General features: G+C 68.8%; 13 protein-coding genes. 10 read left to right on the top strand and 3 right to left on the bottom strand.

The window, feature by feature from the left end:
- Nucleotides 1-32 precede the first annotated feature (32 nt).
- The 7 genes from ABFX50_RS27915 (at nt 33) to trxA (ending at nt 8295) form a co-directional block, all read left to right on the top strand.
- Complete coding sequence (locus ABFX50_RS27915) at nt 33-2117, top strand: DUF6049 family protein (RefSeq protein ID WP_346150297.1); 2085 nt, start codon at nt 33-35, stop codon at nt 2115-2117.
- On the top strand, nt 2114-3721 hold the full coding sequence (gene murJ / locus ABFX50_RS27910) for a murein biosynthesis integral membrane protein MurJ (protein ID WP_346150295.1): 1608 nt from the start codon (nt 2114-2116) through the stop codon (nt 3719-3721). Before ABFX50_RS27915 ends, murJ begins: the two co-directional genes overlap by 4 nt.
- A gap of 130 nt (nt 3722-3851) precedes the next feature.
- Nucleotides 3852-5342 (top strand): protein kinase family protein, encoded by a 1491-nt coding sequence (locus ABFX50_RS27905; RefSeq protein ID WP_346150293.1) that lies wholly within the window; start codon nt 3852-3854, stop codon nt 5340-5342.
- A 5-nt stretch (nt 5343-5347) separates the two neighbouring features.
- Nucleotides 5348-5959 (top strand): RNA polymerase sigma factor SigM, encoded by a 612-nt coding sequence (gene sigM / locus ABFX50_RS27900; RefSeq protein WP_376773230.1) that lies wholly within the window; start codon nt 5348-5350, stop codon nt 5957-5959.
- Complete coding sequence (locus ABFX50_RS27895) at nt 5949-6896, top strand: zf-HC2 domain-containing protein (RefSeq protein ID WP_183653183.1); 948 nt, start codon at nt 5949-5951, stop codon at nt 6894-6896. Before sigM ends, ABFX50_RS27895 begins: the two co-directional genes overlap by 11 nt.
- A 137-nt stretch (nt 6897-7033) precedes the next feature.
- Nucleotides 7034-7966 carry a thioredoxin-disulfide reductase gene (trxB, locus tag ABFX50_RS27890; protein ID WP_183653180.1) on the top strand — a complete coding sequence of 311 codons (933 nt, stop codon included), beginning with the start codon at nt 7034-7036 and terminating at the stop codon, nt 7964-7966.
- Nucleotides 7967-7980: 14 nt separating this feature from the next.
- Nucleotides 7981-8295 carry a thioredoxin gene (trxA, locus tag ABFX50_RS27885; protein ID WP_312895737.1) on the top strand — a complete coding sequence of 105 codons (315 nt, stop codon included), beginning with the start codon at nt 7981-7983 and terminating at the stop codon, nt 8293-8295.
- 112 nt (nt 8296-8407) lie between these two features.
- On the opposite strand, the gene ABFX50_RS27880 is transcribed toward trxA, so the two are convergent.
- On the bottom strand, nt 8408-9025 hold the full coding sequence (locus tag ABFX50_RS27880) for a GNAT family N-acetyltransferase (RefSeq protein WP_183653177.1): 618 nt from the start codon (nt 9023-9025) through the stop codon (nt 8408-8410).
- A gap of 259 nt (nt 9026-9284) precedes the next feature.
- Here ABFX50_RS27880 and ABFX50_RS27875 point away from each other — a divergent pair, with 259 nt between their 5' ends.
- The 3 genes from ABFX50_RS27875 to ABFX50_RS27865 all read left to right on the top strand — a co-directional run bounded on the left by ABFX50_RS27875 (nt 9285) and on the right by ABFX50_RS27865 (nt 14167).
- Nucleotides 9285-10517: an aminotransferase-like domain-containing protein gene (locus ABFX50_RS27875; RefSeq protein ID WP_346150460.1), complete on the top strand. Its 1233-nt coding sequence runs from the start codon at nt 9285-9287 to the stop codon at nt 10515-10517.
- A gap of 1165 nt (nt 10518-11682) precedes the next feature.
- The gene (locus ABFX50_RS27870) at nt 11683-12630 is read left to right on the top strand and encodes a D-alanine--D-alanine ligase family protein (RefSeq protein ID WP_183653172.1); all 948 of its coding nucleotides are present in this window, start codon (nt 11683-11685) and stop codon (nt 12628-12630) included.
- Between the two features lie 490 nt (nt 12631-13120).
- On the top strand, nt 13121-14167 hold the full coding sequence (locus tag ABFX50_RS27865) for a threonine aldolase family protein (protein ID WP_346150290.1): 1047 nt from the start codon (nt 13121-13123) through the stop codon (nt 14165-14167).
- Nucleotides 14168-15235: 1068 nt separating this feature from the next.
- Here ABFX50_RS27865 and ABFX50_RS27860 read toward each other — a convergent pair.
- Together ABFX50_RS27860 and ABFX50_RS27855 are read right to left on the bottom strand one after the other, a co-directional pair.
- On the bottom strand, nt 15236-16201 hold the full coding sequence (locus tag ABFX50_RS27860) for a ParB/RepB/Spo0J family partition protein (protein ID WP_346150288.1): 966 nt from the start codon (nt 16199-16201) through the stop codon (nt 15236-15238).
- Between the two features lie 191 nt (nt 16202-16392).
- The gene (locus ABFX50_RS27855) at nt 16393-16521 is read right to left on the bottom strand and encodes a hypothetical protein (protein ID WP_346150286.1); all 129 of its coding nucleotides are present in this window, start codon (nt 16519-16521) and stop codon (nt 16393-16395) included.
- Nucleotides 16522-16575 lie beyond the last annotated feature (54 nt).

Raw genomic sequence — 16575 nt, 5'->3', positions numbered from 1 at the left:
GGCGTGCGTCGAACTCCTCCTCGGGCAGACGCGTGATCCGTAAGGCCACGCTCCTCTCCGTCCTCATCGCCGCGTTGCTCACCCCCTCGGTCGTGACGACGGCGAGCACGGCTGCCGCCGCGCCTGTCAACGCGCAGCAGGCGAAGCTGACCATCGAGTCGATCACGCCGGACGTGCCGAGCGGGCTCACCGATGAGATCAAGGTCTCCGGCAAGGTCACCAACGCCGGCACGACGCCCATGGGTCCTGTGGTCATCCGGCTGTGGCTCCCCAGGCAGCCGTTCGCCGACAGGGCGGCCATGGAGGCCTACCTCGCGGGCGGTCCCGTCGCCGAGTACGCCTCGCTCACCTCCACGATCACCATTCCCTCTCTCGCGGCGGGCGGGTCGGCGCCTTTCGAGCTGGTCACGACGCCCGCGGCGCTCACGGTGAGGCGGTTCGGCGTCTACCCGCTGGGCGTGGAGGTGCTGAACAACTGGCAGCCGGTCACCAAGGTGCGCACCTTCCTGACCTACGCGCCGCCGACCACTCCCCCGATCCCGAAGACCAAGGTGGCGTTCGCGCTGCCGATCATCGACCAGCCGCACCGCAGCGACGACTCCATCTTCATCGACGAGACCCTGCGCACCTCGCTGCTCGGCAACGGCCGCCTCGCCGACCTGCTGCGCATCGCCCAGTCCAAGCCCAAGAACGCCACCTGGTTCGTCGATCCCGCGCTGCTCGACGACGTGCTGGCGATGACCAGGGCGCACGAGGTGCGTCCCAAGTCGGGCGACAAGACCCACCGCCCCGCCGACGCCAGCGCGCGCCAGTGGCTCGACCAGCTGCGCACGGCGCTGGCCGGTCAGAAGGTGGTGGCCACGCCGTACGCCGACCCCGACGTGGCGGCCCTGGCCCACCAGGGGATCGACGGGGTGACCGACAAGGCCGTCACGATCGGGGGCTCCACCGCCAGGGAACTGCTCAAGCAGGACGTGCCCACCTCGATCGCCTGGCCTGTCGCGGGCAAGATCGACGACGACGCGCTCGACCTGCTCACGGTCAGCAAGGTGTCGACCGTCCTGCTCAACGCCGACAACCTGCCGCCCGACCCTCCCGTGACCACCACCCCCGACGCCGCGGCGACGATCAACAGCGTCTCGGGTCCCGTCACCGCCCTGCTGGCCGAGCCAGGGCTCAGCCGTACGCTCGAGCTCGAACCAGGGGTGGCAGGCTCCTCCACGCTGCAGAAGCAGCGGTTCGTGGCGGAGAGCGCCCTCATCGCCGCCGAGCCCGGCGTCACGACGCCCCGCTCGCTGGTGGTGGCGCCCGCGCGGCGCTGGAACCCCAACCCCACGCACGTCATGAACCTGCTGAAGACCGCGCAGGGGCTGCCCTGGCTCACCAGCGTCCCGCTCGACTCGATCAAGCCGGGCAAGGCCGCCACTCCGCGTTCGGGCCTGGTCTACACCGACGAGGACCGCAAGGCCGAGCTCAGCAAGAAATACCTCGACTCGGTCAGGCGGGTGGTGGGCAAGGCGCAGCTGACCTCCTCGATCACCACCGACCACCGACCCTCCGACTTCGACAGGGCGGTGCTGCGCCTGACCTCCTCCGCGTGGCGCACCAAGACCGGCACGGGCAGCAGGGAGGTCAAGCAGGTCGACCAGGCCGTCGAGGACGATCTCGGCCTCGTCACCATCACCGACAGGACACGGGCGCTGGCCGGTGAAGAGGGTCAGATCCCGATCAGCGTGAAGAACGCGCGGAAGGAGGCGATCTCCCTGATGGTGGACGTCTCCCCCGACAACCCCGACGCGCTGAAGATCGTCAGCGACGACAAGCCCCAGCGGCTCGACATCGGCCCGGGGCAGATCCGCACGATCCAGGTCAAGATGCGCTCGAAGGCGAGCGGCGACTCCACGGTGACGGTCCGGCTGCGCACGCTGGACGGCAAGGCCTACGACACACCGCAGAAGCTCAGGATCAGGACGACCGGCTACACGGGAATCGCCCTGGTCATCACCGGGGCGGCGCTGTCCGTCATGCTGGCCGCGGTGGCGATGCGCATCTTGCGGCGCAGGTCGCAGCGGCGACTGGCGAAGACGGCGAAGGTTAGGGAGAACGAGCGCGTATGAGCCGAATGTTGCGGGCGAGCGCGATCATGGCCGCAGGCACGATGGTGTCCAGGGTCACGGGTTTCGTGCGCACGATCATCCTGGCCGCCGCGATCGGCACCGCTCTGATGGGCGACGCCTACCAGGCCGCCTACACCATCCCCTACAGCATCCTCGACCTGCTGATCCTCGGCGTGCTCAGCAGCGTGGTGGTGCCGATGATCGTGCGGGCCCAGCAGCAGGACCCCGACGGCGGCAGGGCCTACGAGCAGCGCCTGCTCACCATCTCGACGGTCGCCCTCACCGTCGTGGCGGTGCTCGCGGTGCTGGCCGCTCCGCTGCTGATCGATCTGTACACCAACTGGCGGCCAGGCTCGCGGGAGTTCGACGTCGCGGTCTCCCTGGCCAGGTTCATCCTGCCGCAGCTGGCCTTCTTCGGGGTCGGCGCGATCGCCGGCGCGATCCTCAACACCCGCGACAGGTTCGCCGCCCCGATGTGGGCGCCGGTTCTCAACAACCTGGTCGTCATCGGCGTGCTGCTGGCCTACATCGTCGTCAGCACGGGCCGAGGCGACATCTCCAAGGTCACCACCTCCGAACTCGCGCTGCTCGGCCTCGGCACGACGGCGGGAATCGTCGCCCAGGCCCTCGTGCTCATCGTGGCGCTCAAGCGGGCGGGCTTCTCCTTCAGGCTCCGCTTCGACGTGCGCAACGCCAGGCTCGGCGAGATGGGGAGGGCGGGCATCTGGACGATCGGCTACGTGGTGGTCACGCAGCTCGGCCTCGTCCTCACCACGAACCTGGCCACCGCGGCGGGAGCGGCGGTCAAGGATCACGGCCTCACGCCGTACAACTTCGCGTTCCAGCTGTTCCAGCTGCCCTACGGCATCATCGGCGTCTCCGTCATCACCGCCATGCTGCCCAGGATGAGCAGGGCCGTGGGCGAGGGCAGGCTCGACGACGTCCGCTCCGAGTTCGGCTCAGGGGTACGGCTGGTCGCCTCCGTCATGGTGCCGATCTCGCTGCTGCTCATGGTGCTCGGCCCTGCGATCACCGTGCTGATCTTCGGGCACGGCGCCTCGGCTCCGGAGAACGCCGTCTACATCGGCAACGTGCTGCAGGTCTTCGGCCTGGCGCTGGTGCCGTTCTCGATCTTCCAGCTGCTGCTGCGCGTCTTCTACAGTTTCGGCGACACCCGCACCCCCGTCTTCGTCGGCGCGGGCACGACCGCGGTCAACGCGGTGCTCATGCTGGTGGCCTACTACACGCTGCCCGCCGCGTACGTGGTCATGGGGCTGGCCTTCGCCTACGCGGTGGCTTACGCCCTGGGCGCAATCGTGGCCTGGACGATGGCCAGCCGCCGTGTGCAGGGTCTCGGCGGTTGGACCGTGGGCTCGGCGCTGACCAGGATGTACATCGCCGCGCTGCCCACGGCGGTCGTGGCTCTGGGGGCCGTCTGGGGGGTCCAGGAGCTGTTCGGGGCCCTGAGCCTGATCAACTCACTGATCATTCTGTCCGTCGGCGGCGGGCTCGGCGGAGCCCTGTATCTGCTCGTCGCCCACAGGATGCGTATCCCGGAGGTCACCTCGATCGTTGGAATGGTGGCCGGGCGGGTAGGCCGTTAAGGAACCCGGTGGGAACTGGCGCGGCACTAGCATGGTGCACTAGAGGCGGCGAATGGAGCAGGAGGGGCGTGGGCGGATCCACCCGGCATAGCGAACCTGCGTGGCCTTCGGCCGCGTGGGTGATCGAAGCATGAGCGCCTCCACCGTGGAACCAGGCACCCGCCTCGCCCAGCGCTTCAGGCTCGAGGACCGCGTCAGCGAGTCCGAGGGCGCCACCCTGTGGAAGGCGATCGACGAGATCCTCGCGCGCCCTGTCGCGGTGCACACCTTCGATCCCGACTTCCCGCGTGTCACCGAGGTCGTCACCGCCGCGCGCGCGGCGAGCAGGCTCACCGACCCGCGCCTGACCCAGGTCTTCGACGCGGCCGAGGACGACGGGCTCGCCTACGTGGTGAGCGAGTGGGTCACCGGCGAGTCCCTCTCCGACCTGCTGGCCGGCGGGCCCCTCGAGCCCGAGCGCGCCGCCGTCCTGGTGGCCGAGGCCGCGGAGGCGCTGGCCCACGCGCACGAGCACAACCTCCACCACCTGTGCCTGCGCCCCGGCAAGCTCGTCTGGACCACCGGCAACACGGTCAAGGTGCTCGGCGTCGCCGTCGACGCCGCGCTGGAGGGGCTCACCACCGACGATCCCGCGCTCGACGACGCCGAGGGCCTGGGCCGCCTGCTCTACGCGGGCCTGACAGGACACTGGCCTGGCGACGAGGAGGAGGGCGGCCTGCCCGCCGCCCCGATGAGCGACGGCCACTTCTGCACGCCCCGCCAGGTGACCGCGGGTGTGCCCGGCTACCTCGACACCATCACCTGCAGGGCCGTGCTGCCCGAGTCGCGCAAGAGCCACAGCGCGCTGTCCACTCCCGGGCAGGTGGCCGAGGCGCTCGCCGATGTGGCGAGGCCGCTGACGATCCAGTACACGCCGCCGCCTTCGCCGCCGCCCGCCCCCGCCGCCGTCTCCCGCTCCGAGGGTCTCGACACCCAGCAGCGGACGTACGTCTCCCAACCTCTGCCCCCCAAGCAGCCCAGCACCCTCAACAGGGTGCTGATGACGTTCGTGGTCCTTTTGGTGATCGCCGCGGTCGGCGTCGGCGCCTGGACTCTCGGCCGCAAGCTCGGCAATCCCGCGCCTCCCGAGGCCGCGCAGAGCCAGCCGCCCCCTTCGGCGACCGCCGAGCCGCAGATCGTCAAGCCGTCGAACGCCACGGGCTTCGACCCTCTCGGCGACGATGGAGCCGAACATCCCGAGCTGGCCGACGACGCCGTCGACGGCAAGCCCGACACCTTCTGGCACACCACCAACTACAACAACGCGACCCTCGGCAACCTCAAGCCCGGTGTGGGGCTGCTGCTCGACATGGGTAAGCCGACCAAGATCGCCGACGTGATCGCGACGCTGTCCAGCGCCTCAGGGGCCAGCGTCGAGCTCAAGGTGGGAGACTCCCCCGACCTGTCCTCCCTCAAGACGGTGGCCAAGCAGAAGGACGCGTCGGGAAAGGTCACCCTGACGCCGGACGAGGCCGCAACCGGTCAGTACGTTTTGATCTGGTTTACTCGTCTTCCTGCGGATGCCGGGAAGTTTCGTGGCACCATCTATGACGTAGTGGTGTATTCCCCCGGAACGGCATAAACCTTGTGAATTCCCCACCTGAGCCACTCTCTGACGCCGAGCTGCTCACCCGGCACCTCGACGGGGATCAGCATGCGTTCAGTGAAATAGTCAAGAGGCACCGCGACCGCATGTGGGCGGTCGCCCTGCGCACGCTGGGCGACCCCGACGAGGCGGCTGATGCCGTACAGGACGCGTTCGTCTCCGCTTACAGGAAGGCGCACAGCTTTCGCGGCGAGGCGGCCGTCACGACCTGGCTGCACCGCATCGTGGTCAACGCCTGCCTCGACAGGATGCGCCGCAAGTCGGTCAGGCCCGTCGCCGACGACGAGCTCATCGAGGCGGCCGAGCGTGACACGCCCATGCCCGACCAGACCGGCGAGCGCGAGGTCTCCATGGAGGTTTCGGCCGCCCTCAAAATGCTTCCAGCCGACCAGAGGGCGGCGCTCGTCCTCGTGGACATGATGGGCTATTCCGTCGAAGACGCAGCTCAAGTGCTGTCCGTGCCCAGCGGCACCGTGAAGAGCCGCTGCGCACGGGGTCGCGCGAAACTTGCCCCGATTCTTTCGCATCTGCGGAACCGAACTGACCTGACCCGCGTCTCATCCGCGAAGGGAGCAGAACTTCGTGACGGGTGACACGCACTACGATCTGGAGATCTTGGCCGAGCTGGCCGAGGGTCTCCTGGACGCTGCCACGGCCGAACAGGTCCGCGAGCATCTCGCGGTTTGCGACCCCTGTGGGGAGCTCCTGGCGGACCTGGCCGCGGTTCGCGAGGTGCTCGCGGCGACTCCCACACCGGCCATGCCGATGGGTGTCGCGATGCGGATCGACCAGGCCCTTGCTCGTGAGGCCGCAGGTGGGGGTCTCGACCTCCTCGACGGTCCTGACTGGGAGGAACTGACCAGACAGACCCCCGAGCCCGTACGGCTCGGCACGGCCGCCGACGACGGCGACCTCGTCCCTGCCTACTCTTCGGGACGCGCCGCCTCGGGACACGGCTACTCCGGACACGGCGCCTCGGGGCACAGCGGTTCAGGGCGACGCCCTGGCGCGCGGCGACCAGCGGGGCAGCGACCTCCTGCGCAGCGTTCTCCTGGACGGCGCAGATGGGGGATGCCGCTGGTGGCGGCGGCCGCGGCAGCGGTCGTGGTCGGCGCCGCGGGCCTCTCGACCGGGCTGCTGGCGGACGGATCCGATCCGTCGCCAGGCAGAAGCCTGCTGGCCCAGCCCCAGCCCTCGGCGTCGCAGCCGGCGCTGAGCTACATGGTGACCGACACCGACTACAACTGGAGCTCCCAGGACCTCAAGCAGCCGCTGAGCACCTTCCTGGGTGCGGCTCCGGGCTCCAAGGACGCCGGCGGTGTCGATCCCAAGGTGTCGGCGTGTGTCGAGCGGGTGGCCGCCCGGAGCAAGCTCAGGCCGTTCACGGTGGACCAGAGCGAGTTCAACGGCCAGGAGGCACTGATCATCGCCTCGTGGAAGGACAAGACCGCGCTGCGGGTCAGGGTCGATGTGGTCGACCCGTTCAAGTGCAAGAACATCGTCAAGCCCACACTGGGCAACTGGAAGTAGATCCCCTTTCCGACGCGAGGAGCCCGCCCTGTGCGGGCTCCTTTCGTTTGCCCCTGGCGATGTGGGTAGGGCTGGGAATCACGGACGCCTAGGATCTGTTGACGCCACTGGCAAACAGAGAAGGAAGGCGTGGAGCGTTGAGCGACGTCCGAAATGTGATCATCATCGGTTCGGGCCCCGCGGGGTACACCTCGGCCGTCTACTCCGCCCGCGCCGAACTCAAGCCGCTGGTCTTCGAGGGTTCGGTCACCGCGGGTGGAGCCCTGATGAACACCACCGACGTGGAGAACTTCCCCGGGTTCCCCGACGGCATCATGGGCCCCGACCTCATGGACAACCTGCGCAAGCAGGCCGAGAGGTTCGGCGCCGAGCTGGTGGCCGACGACGTGGTCGAGGTCGACCTCGAAGCCAATCCCAAGGTGGTCAAGACCCACACCGACACCTACTACGCCAAGTCGGTCATCCTCGCGATGGGCTCCGGCTACCGCGAGCTGGGCCTGGTCAACGAGAAGCGCCTGTCAGGACACGGCGTCTCGTGGTGCGCGACGTGCGACGGGTTCTTCTTCCGCAACAAGGACATCGTCGTGGTCGGCGGCGGCGACACCGCCATGGAGGAGGCGACCTTCCTCACCCGCTTCGCGCGCATGGTGACGGTCGTCCACCGCCGTGACGAGCTGCGCGCCAGCAAGATCATGCAGGAGCGGGCCTTCGCCAACGAGAAGATCCGCTTCGTCTGGGACTCCGAGGTCGTCGACGTCCTCGGCGACGACAAGGTGACCGCCGTCCAGCTGCGCAACCTCAAGACGGGCGAGGAGTGCGAGCTGGCCGCCGACGGGCTGTTCATCGCCATCGGCCACGACCCGCGCACCGACCTGGTCAAGGGCCAGATCGAACTCGACGACGACGGATACATCAAGGTCGCCGCGCCCACCACCGCGACCAACATCCCCGGTGTGTTCGCCGCCGGCGACGTCGTCGACCACACCTACCGGCAGGCCATCACCGCCGCGGGCACGGGATGCTCGGCGTCACTCGACTCCGAGCGCTGGCTCGCAAGCAACGAGAACTAACGAAGGAGCCCACTGTGAAGGCAGTCACCGACGCCTCGTTCGAGGCGGACGTCCTCAAGAACGACAAGCCTGTCCTTGTCGACTTCTGGGCCGAGTGGTGCGGCCCGTGCCGCCAGGTCGCCCCGATCCTCGAGGAGATCTCGAAGGAGTACGGGGACAAGCTGGAGATCGTCAAGCTCAACATCGACGAGAACCCCAACGTCCCCCGCGACTACGGTGTGCTCCAGATCCCGACGATGAACGTCTACAAGGGCGGCGAGGTCGTCAAGCAGATCATCGGCGCCAAGCCGAAGGCCATGCTGCTGCGCGAGCTCGACGGCATTATCTAGCCCGACCCGCTTCACCGGGCCCCGGGGGTTCACCCCTCGGGGCCTTTCGGCTGTACGGCGTCGGCCGATGCCGCACAGGATGCGCCGAGGGCTCGCGGAGCCCCCAGATCGCTCAGACGGGGCGCAGGGCGCGTTCGGGACTCATGGATCCCAGGAGCCGCTCCAGCGCCACCTCGACGTCTTCACGCCACGACACGGCGCTCTTGAGCTCCAGCCTGAGCCGGGGGAAGCGCAGATGCGGCCGAACCGTCTTGAATCCCACGGAAAGCAGGTATTCGGCGGGCACCACGCAGCTCGGCTCCTCCCACTTCAGGTCGCCGAAGGCCTCGATCGCCCGCACACCGCGCCTGGTGAGGTCCTTGGCCACGCCCTGGATGAGCATCCGGCCCAGCCCGCCGCCGGAGAACTCGGGGATGATGTGCGCGGTCATCAGCAGGACGGCGTCGGCGCTGACGGGCGAGGTGGGGAAGGCCACCGAGCGGGGCGTGTAGAGCGGCGGGCTGTACAGCACGAACCCTGCGGGCACACCGTCGACATAAACGATCTTCCCGCAGCTCCCCCACTCGAGCAGGGTGGACGAGATCCAGGCCTCCTTCTCCAGCCCTGGATCACCCGTCTTGACGGCTCTCTCGCCGCTCACGGGGTCGAGCTCCCAGAAGACGCACTGCCGGCACCGTCGCGGCAGATCGTCGAGGTTGTCCAGAGTGACGTTGGCCAGCCGACGCGACAACTATTGCCCCAATCGTTGCTGTGCGGAAAAGCGCGCGAATACCGCGTCCCCAGCTGGCATCGTAACTCAGGGACGAAGTCGGCAGCGGACTGTCCCGGTCGCGGCCGGGTCAACGCTCTGACGTACTCTGGTATCTCGGTTCAATGCCACACCTAGGAGGTGGACCGTGACAGAAGAGACGGATCACGGTCGGACGCCCGCGACCCAAGGGTCGCGTATCGACGCCTACGTCGATCGGTACGCCGCGCGAGCTACCGGGATGGTCGCCTCCGAGATCCGAGCTCTCTTCGCCGTCGCGTCGAGGCCCGAGGTGGTCTCGCTCGCCGGCGGCATGCCGTACGTCACGGCCCTTCCCCTCGATGTCGTGGGCGAGCTGGTGTCCGATCTGGTCGCCCGCCGCGGTCCCGTGGCCCTGCAGTACGGCTCGGCGCAGGGAGACCCGCACCTGCGTGAGCAGATCTGCGAGGTCATGCGCATGGAGGGCATCGACGCCAGCCCTGACGACGTCGTCGCCACCGTCGGCTCCCAGCAGGCGCTCGACCTGATCACGCGGATCTTCATCGATCCGGGCGACGTGGTGCTCGCCGAGGGCCCCTCGTACGTCGGCGCCCTCGGAACATTCGCCGCATACCAGGCCAAAGTGGTCCATATCGCTATGGACGATCAGGGCCTCATCCCCGAGTCGCTCGCGCAGACCATCTACGCGCTGCGCGCCGCGGGCAGCCGCATCAAGTTCCTCTATACGATCCCGACGTTCCACAATCCCGGCGGCGTCACCCTGAACGTCGCCCGCCGCCAGCAGGTCCTCGACATCTGCCAGCGCGCCGGGATCCTGATCGTCGAGGACAATCCGTACGGCCTGCTCGGCTTCGACGGCGACCCCATGCGGGCGCTGCGCGCCGACAACTCCGACGGCGTGGTCTACCTGGGCTCGTTCTCCAAGACGCTGGCCCCGGGGTTCCGCGTCGGCTGGGCGCTCGCTCCGCACGCCATCCGCGACAAGCTCGTGCTCGCCATGGAGTCGGCCGTGCTGTCGCACTCGACCTTCACGCAGCTGGCCGTCGGCCAGTACCTCGCCACGCAGCCGTGGCGGGAGCAGATCAAGTCCTTCCGCGAGCTCTACAGAGAGCGCAGGGACGCGATGCTCAGCTCCCTCGAGGCCCTGATGCCGCCGGACGTCACATGGACGCGTCCTGGCGGCGGGTTCTTCGTGTGGGCGTCCCTGCCCGAGGGGCTCGACTCCAAGGCGATCCTGCCGCGGGCGGTGGCCGAGCGGGTGGCGTTCGTTCCCGGAACCGGGTTCTTCTCGGACGGCAGCGGCGCCAGGCACATGCGGCTGTCGTTCTGCTTCCCCGAGCCTGACCGGATCCGCGAAGGGGTGCGGAGGCTGGCGGGGGTGATCGAGCAGGAGGTCCAACTGCGCGACACGTTCGGGACGGGGTCGATTCTGGGGCACCACGGGCTGGACACACCTGGGCCAGATCTGGCCTGAGAGCCGCCGAAAACGTGAGCACGTCCGCTGCGGGCGTGCTCACGTTTTTTGTGTGAGAGCGATTCTGCGGGGCGGGGGTTTTCGGGGGGCGGCGGGTGGGAGCCGATTGAGAGCGCTCCTGAAACCCGATTTCCGCCCTTCTTCGCCGGCACCGCCTGACCGCCGCCGGCTCCCCGCCCCAAGGTTCTCCGCATCGCTCGGTCATCGCCGCCGTCTCAGCCATCTCTACACCCCACGTTTCCTCGCACCCCGCACCGCCGGCCCGCCGTCTCGCCTCCCCGTCTCGCCTCCCCGTCTCGACGCCCCGCGCTCCCAGATCCCGTCACCGCGGATGGCCACCGCCTCACCGTCATCCCAGCGCCCCACGATTACCCCCACCGCCGGGCCACCGTCTCTTCGCCCCGTCTTGTCTCTTCGCCCCGTGCTTTCCAGATCCCCTCACCGCGGCCGGCGACCGCCTCACGGTCATCTCAGCGCCTCACGGTTTCCTCGCAACCCGCACCGCCGGCCCGCCATCTCACCGCCCCGTCTCTACACCCCATGCTTCCCAGATCCCCCTCACCGCGGATCGCCCCCGCTTCACCGTCATCCCAGCGCCCCACGGATTCCCCGCACCCCGCACCGCCCCGTCTCTCCGCCGCAGCTTCACCGTCGTTCCTGCGCCCCATGCTTCCCCGCCCCCACCGGCGACGGATTACCGTCTCGCCACGCATCTCCATTCCGCGGTTCTCGCACCCCGTCTGCAGCTGTCTCTCCGCCCTACGCTTTGCCGCTCCACCTCCCCGTCCCACGTCTCCGCTCCTGTGTCCTGGTCGGCTCTCCGGTCCCCTGTCTCTGGGACCCCTGTTCTCCGGCCATGTCCCCTTCTCTTTCTCCGCGGCCGCGTTCTCTGTTCCCGTGTTCTGTCTCCTGCTTTTCCGCGCTCGTCACCGCTCCCCCCGCGGCGGGTCGGCGGCACCCGGGGTGGGGCGCCGTTGGGGCGGTTGGCCACCGCGCACGGGGAGCGTCCCTTGGACGGGCGGTCAGCGGTGACTAGGGAGGCGCTTGGGTGGCTTGCCGTACAGGAGAAAGATGGAGGGGACGGACCGCCGCGGGGCTCTGGTCAACCGGCTGGACGGGTACGGTGGAACATCGTGCGGCGCCGGCGATCTACGGAGGGTTTTTGATGAGCGACCTGGGACATGTGCTCGTGCTTGCCGGCGGACTGTCCTACGAGCGCGAGGTCTCGCTGCGGTCCGGTCGGCGGGTGAGCGAGGTGCTGCGCGCGGCAGGCATCGACGTCGAGACCAGGGACACCGACGCCTCCCTGGTGCCGGCCGTTCTCGCCGATCCGCCGGACGCGGTGTTCGTGACGCTGCACGGCGGGGCCGGCGAGGACGGCGCGATCCGTTCGGTTCTCGAACTGCTGGGAGTCCCCTACGTCGGAGCGGATCCGGACGCCTGCCGGGTGGCGTTCGACAAGCCGACGGCCAAGGCGGTGGTGAGGTCCGTGGGGCTGCGGACGCCTGAGTCGGTGACGCTGCCCAAGGAGACCTTCCACGACCTCGGCGCCTCGGCCGTGCTGTCACGCATCGTCGAGCACCTCGGGCTTCCGCTGTTCGTCAAGCCCGCTCGCGGCGGGTCGGCGCTGGGGGCCTCCATCGTGCGCACCGCGGAGGAACTGCCGGCGGCGATGGTGGGCTGCTTTGCCTACGGTGACACGGCGCTCGTCGAGCGGTACATCGAGGGCGTCGAGGTGGCCATGTCCGTGGTCGACCTGGGCGACGGTCCCGTGGCGCTGCCGCCCGTGGAGATCGTCCCGGACGAGGGGGTGTACGACTACGCCGCCCGCTACACCGCGGGGCACACGGAGTTCTTCGCCCCCGCGCGCCTGTCACCTGAGGCTGCTGAGGCTTGCGCGCAGATGGCGGTGACGGCGCACACGGCACTGGGGCTGAGGGACGTCTCGCGTACCGACCTCATCGTGGACGCGGCGGGCCAACCGCACTTCCTCGAGGTGAACGTCGCTCCCGGCATGACCGAAACGTCGCTGCTGCCGATGGCGGTGGAGGCGGCAGGCAAGGACCTGGGCGCGCTGTGCCGAGGCCTCCTCGAACGAGCCGCCCACCGCTGACCCCCTCCTCCGCTGCGGCGTCCAAGCCTCTGAAGACAAACGCTCGACGGCCGGCGGTTCGGAGGCACCGCCTCGTCCATCAGCTCCCCACTACGGCCGAGCACCCGCCTCATGGGATCTCAACCGCAGGCTGTGCACCGCCCCATTGGGATCTCAACCGGAGGTTGTGCACCCGCTCATTGGGATCTCAGCCGGAGGCGGTGCACCAGCGGTAACCGGCATTCCACTCCCAGGGATCGTCGTCAGGCGCTGGCCCATCGTGTCATGCGGCCCCTCACTTAGAGCACAGCGGATCGCCCCTCCCCCAGGGCGTCGTTCCAGCCCTTCCCTCGCGGCCGCCCCCTCCCCAGGACATCGTCTCGGTCTCCCAAGGAAACCTCTTCAGGCCCTCCCACGTCCGGCCCCAACGAGACGTTTCTGCCCCTCCCCAAGGCACATGGAGGAGACCCCGCCAAGAACGCGGGCGTCGTCGGCTCATTAGCCTGGCGATGTGCTCATCGACTCGCTGTATCCCAAGAGCTTCGCCAGCGACAACCACGCAGGCGTCCACCCAGCGATCCTCTCCGCCATCTCCACCGCCAACGAAGGCGACGCCCCCGCCTACGGTGGCGACTCCTGTACCGCCGTCTTCGAGCGACACATCAAGGACGAGTTCGGCGACCACGCGGAAGGGTTCGCGGTGCTCAACGGCGCGGGCGCCAACATGGTGGGCCTGGCCCTCATGCTCGGCCGCTACGACGCCATCATCTGCGCGGACACCGCGCACATCGCCACCCACGAGGCCGGTGCCGCGGAACGCCTGCTCGGCGTGAAGCTCATCACCATCCCGACGAAGGACGGCAAACTCACGCCGCAGGACATCTCCTCTCGCCTGGGGGGCCTCGGCAACCCGCACGAATCGCAGCCGCGTGTGGTGTCCATCTCCCAGGTGACCGAGCTCGGCACCTGCTACTCCCCCAGCGGGATCGCCGCCCTCGCTGAGACGGCACACGAAGCCGGCCTCTACCTCCATGTGGACGGCGCCCGCCTGGCCAACGCGGCCGCCTTCCTCGACTGCTCCCTTCGTGGGATCACGACAGACGTGGGCGTCGACGTGTTCAGCTTCGGGGGGACGAAGAACGGCGCACTGGCCGCGGAGGCGGTGGTGGTGCTGGAGCCGTCTCTCGCCCGTGGGGTGCCGTTCCTCCGTCGCCAGTCACTCCAGCTGGCCTCGAAGATGCGCTTCATCTCGACGCAGCTTTCGGCACTTCTCACGGACGAGCTCTGGCGAACGAACGCGGCCCACGCGAACGCCATGGCGCGACGCCTCGCTGAAGGAGTGTCCACGCTTCCCGGTGTCGAGATCACCTATCCAGTCGAATCCAACGCCGTCTTCGCCTCCCTGCCGGAGAAGGCGACGGCCGCATTGCAGGAGCGGTACCTGTTCCACGTCTGGGACGAGCACACCGGCGTCGTCCGCTGGATGACCGCCTTCGACACCAGCCCGGCTCAGGTTGACGACTTCATCGAAGACATCGAGAGACACCTGAACGCCTAGATCCAGGAAGCCGCCAACCCCTCCCCTCGCGCATTCCCTAAGCCCACGCAGCGCAACGGGGAGGGCGGCGCGACAAGACGGCACCGCTCGCGGACGAGACGCCCAACGCCACGCGGAGCGCACACGCATGACGCCACTCAGGGAAGCACAACGCACCACATCGCGCGGAGAGCGCGGGGCACGGAGAGCGGAGGACGCGGGGCACGGAGGACGCGGGGCACGGAGGACGCGGAGAGCGGAGGACGCGGAGAGCGGAGAGCGCGAGGCACGGAGAGCGCGAGGCACGGAGAGCGCGAGGCACGGAGAGCGCGAGGCACGGAGAGCGCGAGGCACGGCACCACATGGAAAGCGCGAGACCTATCGGGGCGACCCCCAGCCCGGTGGCCAGAGCGCTGTAGCCGAGCACCTCCGGCAGATACGGAACGGCGACAACGTCGGCAGGCGCCACGCAGAGAGCATGATCCAACACACGGAAAGCGCGACGCCCAGGGATGTCAGCTGCCGCCATGCCGAACTCATGGCTCTCTGTTTCACGTGAAACGGCATGCCTACTCAGCCATGCCTCTATCTACGGCACGGTTTCACGTGAAACGGAAGCCGCAGGCGCTGGGCTACGGGGACCGGACCGCAGGCGGCGGCAACGGGCAGCCGGAGGCGACGCGGCCCAGCCAGCAGGCGCGGGCGGCGGACAGGGGGCAGGAGGCAGGAGGCCTGCGGCGAGGAGCAGCGGGCAGGAGGAGGGGCAGGGCGCAGGGCCAGGATAGGAGAAGTGGGAGCGAGAAGCAGGGGCGGAGCCATACGACTCGATCCCACCGGCGAAGGGGACCTGCCGATCTCTAGAAAGCTGCCCGGTGAAGGAATCCGCCTTCGGACCTCGAGTGGTTTCACGTGAAACGCGATGCCCGCCCGAGCTTCCCCATGGCGGCCGAGCGAAAGGTTGGGGGCGGGGTTTCACGTGAAACCCCGCCCCCAACATCAAGCGTCCGCGGTCTACGCTGTGCCGCCTGCCTCAGGACTGCGCTGCCTGAGTGGAAGGCAGGCTCAGCAGGTGGAGCGTGAGGGCGGGCGCTAGGCGACCTCGTCGCCCTCCCGCATGGCGTGTGCCGCTTCCGGGGCCATGGTGCTGATGATGCGTTCCAGGTCGTCGATCGTGGCGAACTCGACGACGATGCGGCCCTTCCTGTGCCCCAAATCCACCTTCACCTTGGTCTCGAAGTGGTCCGAGAGGCGGTCGGCCAGGTGGACGAGGCCCGGCATGGACGGACGCTTCGCCGCGCGTTCCTTGGGCGCCGCCCCCGCTGCCTTGGCGCCGCCTGTTGCCACGATCTCCTCAACCGTCCGCACCGAAAGGCCCTCCGCAACGATGCGCTTGGCGAGGTACTCCTGCGCCCGGGAGTCGTCCAGGGCGAGCAGGGCACGGGCGTGCCCGGCGCTGATGACGCCTGCGGCGACCGTCAGCTGGACATTGGGCGGGAGGTTCAGGAGGCGGAGGGTGTTGGAGATGTGCGGACGCGAACGTCCAACCCGCTGGGCGAGCTGCTCGTGGGTGGCGCCGAAGTCGTCGAGCAGCTGCTGGTAGGCGGCGGCCTCTTCGAGGGGGTTGAGCTGCTCGCGCTGAAGGTTCTCGATCAGGGCGTCGCGGAGGAGATCGTCATCCTGGGTGTTGCGGACGATCGCAGGAACGGGGTCAAGACCGACCAGCTGGCAGGCGCGCCAGCGGCGCTCCCCCATGATGAGCTCGTAGCTCCCGCCACCGATCGAACGCACCACGATCGGCTGGAGCAGACCCACCTCCTTGATGGAGGCAGCCAGTTCCTCGAGACGTTCCTCGTCGAAAAAGTCACGTGGCTGGCGAGGGTTCGGGGTGATGGACTTGAGGGCGATCTCCCTGAAGTACGCCCCGGCGATCGGTTGCGGACCGTTGTCGTGTGTCGAGCCGCCAGATGGTGACACCGCCCCAGTGCCGTCAACGATCGGGCCGGTCGGGATGAGCGCCCCGAGTCCCTTTCCCAGTCCCCGCCGCTGTTGACTCACTGCGTCTCCTCATCCACCCGGCCGCTTCCGGTCACATCAGGAGAGGTTACCGTCGCAGGCGCATCCGAGTGCCCGCTCGCCACACGCAGTTCGGTCGGGTTTGCCACATCCCGCCCAAGCCGTACCTGGAGCCTGCGACTTCAACGACGCGCGAGGGAGCGAGCCAGCCTCGGGTGAGCACCGCGCGGTGCTCACCCCGCGCGGGTGAGCTCGACTCGGGTGAGCGCCCCAGGGGTGAGCACGACGCGGATGAGCACGACGCGGATGAGCACGACGCGGATGAGCACGACGCGGATGAGCGCGAACGCGAGGCAAGGCACCGGGCCAGGCCGGTGACCGGGATCGTGAGTCCGGCGAGGGGGTGGTCCCCTAGA

It is taken from the genome of Nonomuraea recticatena, from assembly GCF_039533245.1.
Lineage (GTDB): Bacteria > Actinomycetota > Actinomycetes > Streptosporangiales > Streptosporangiaceae > Nonomuraea > Nonomuraea roseola.
This window is presented reverse-complemented; position numbering and strand designations above follow the sequence as displayed.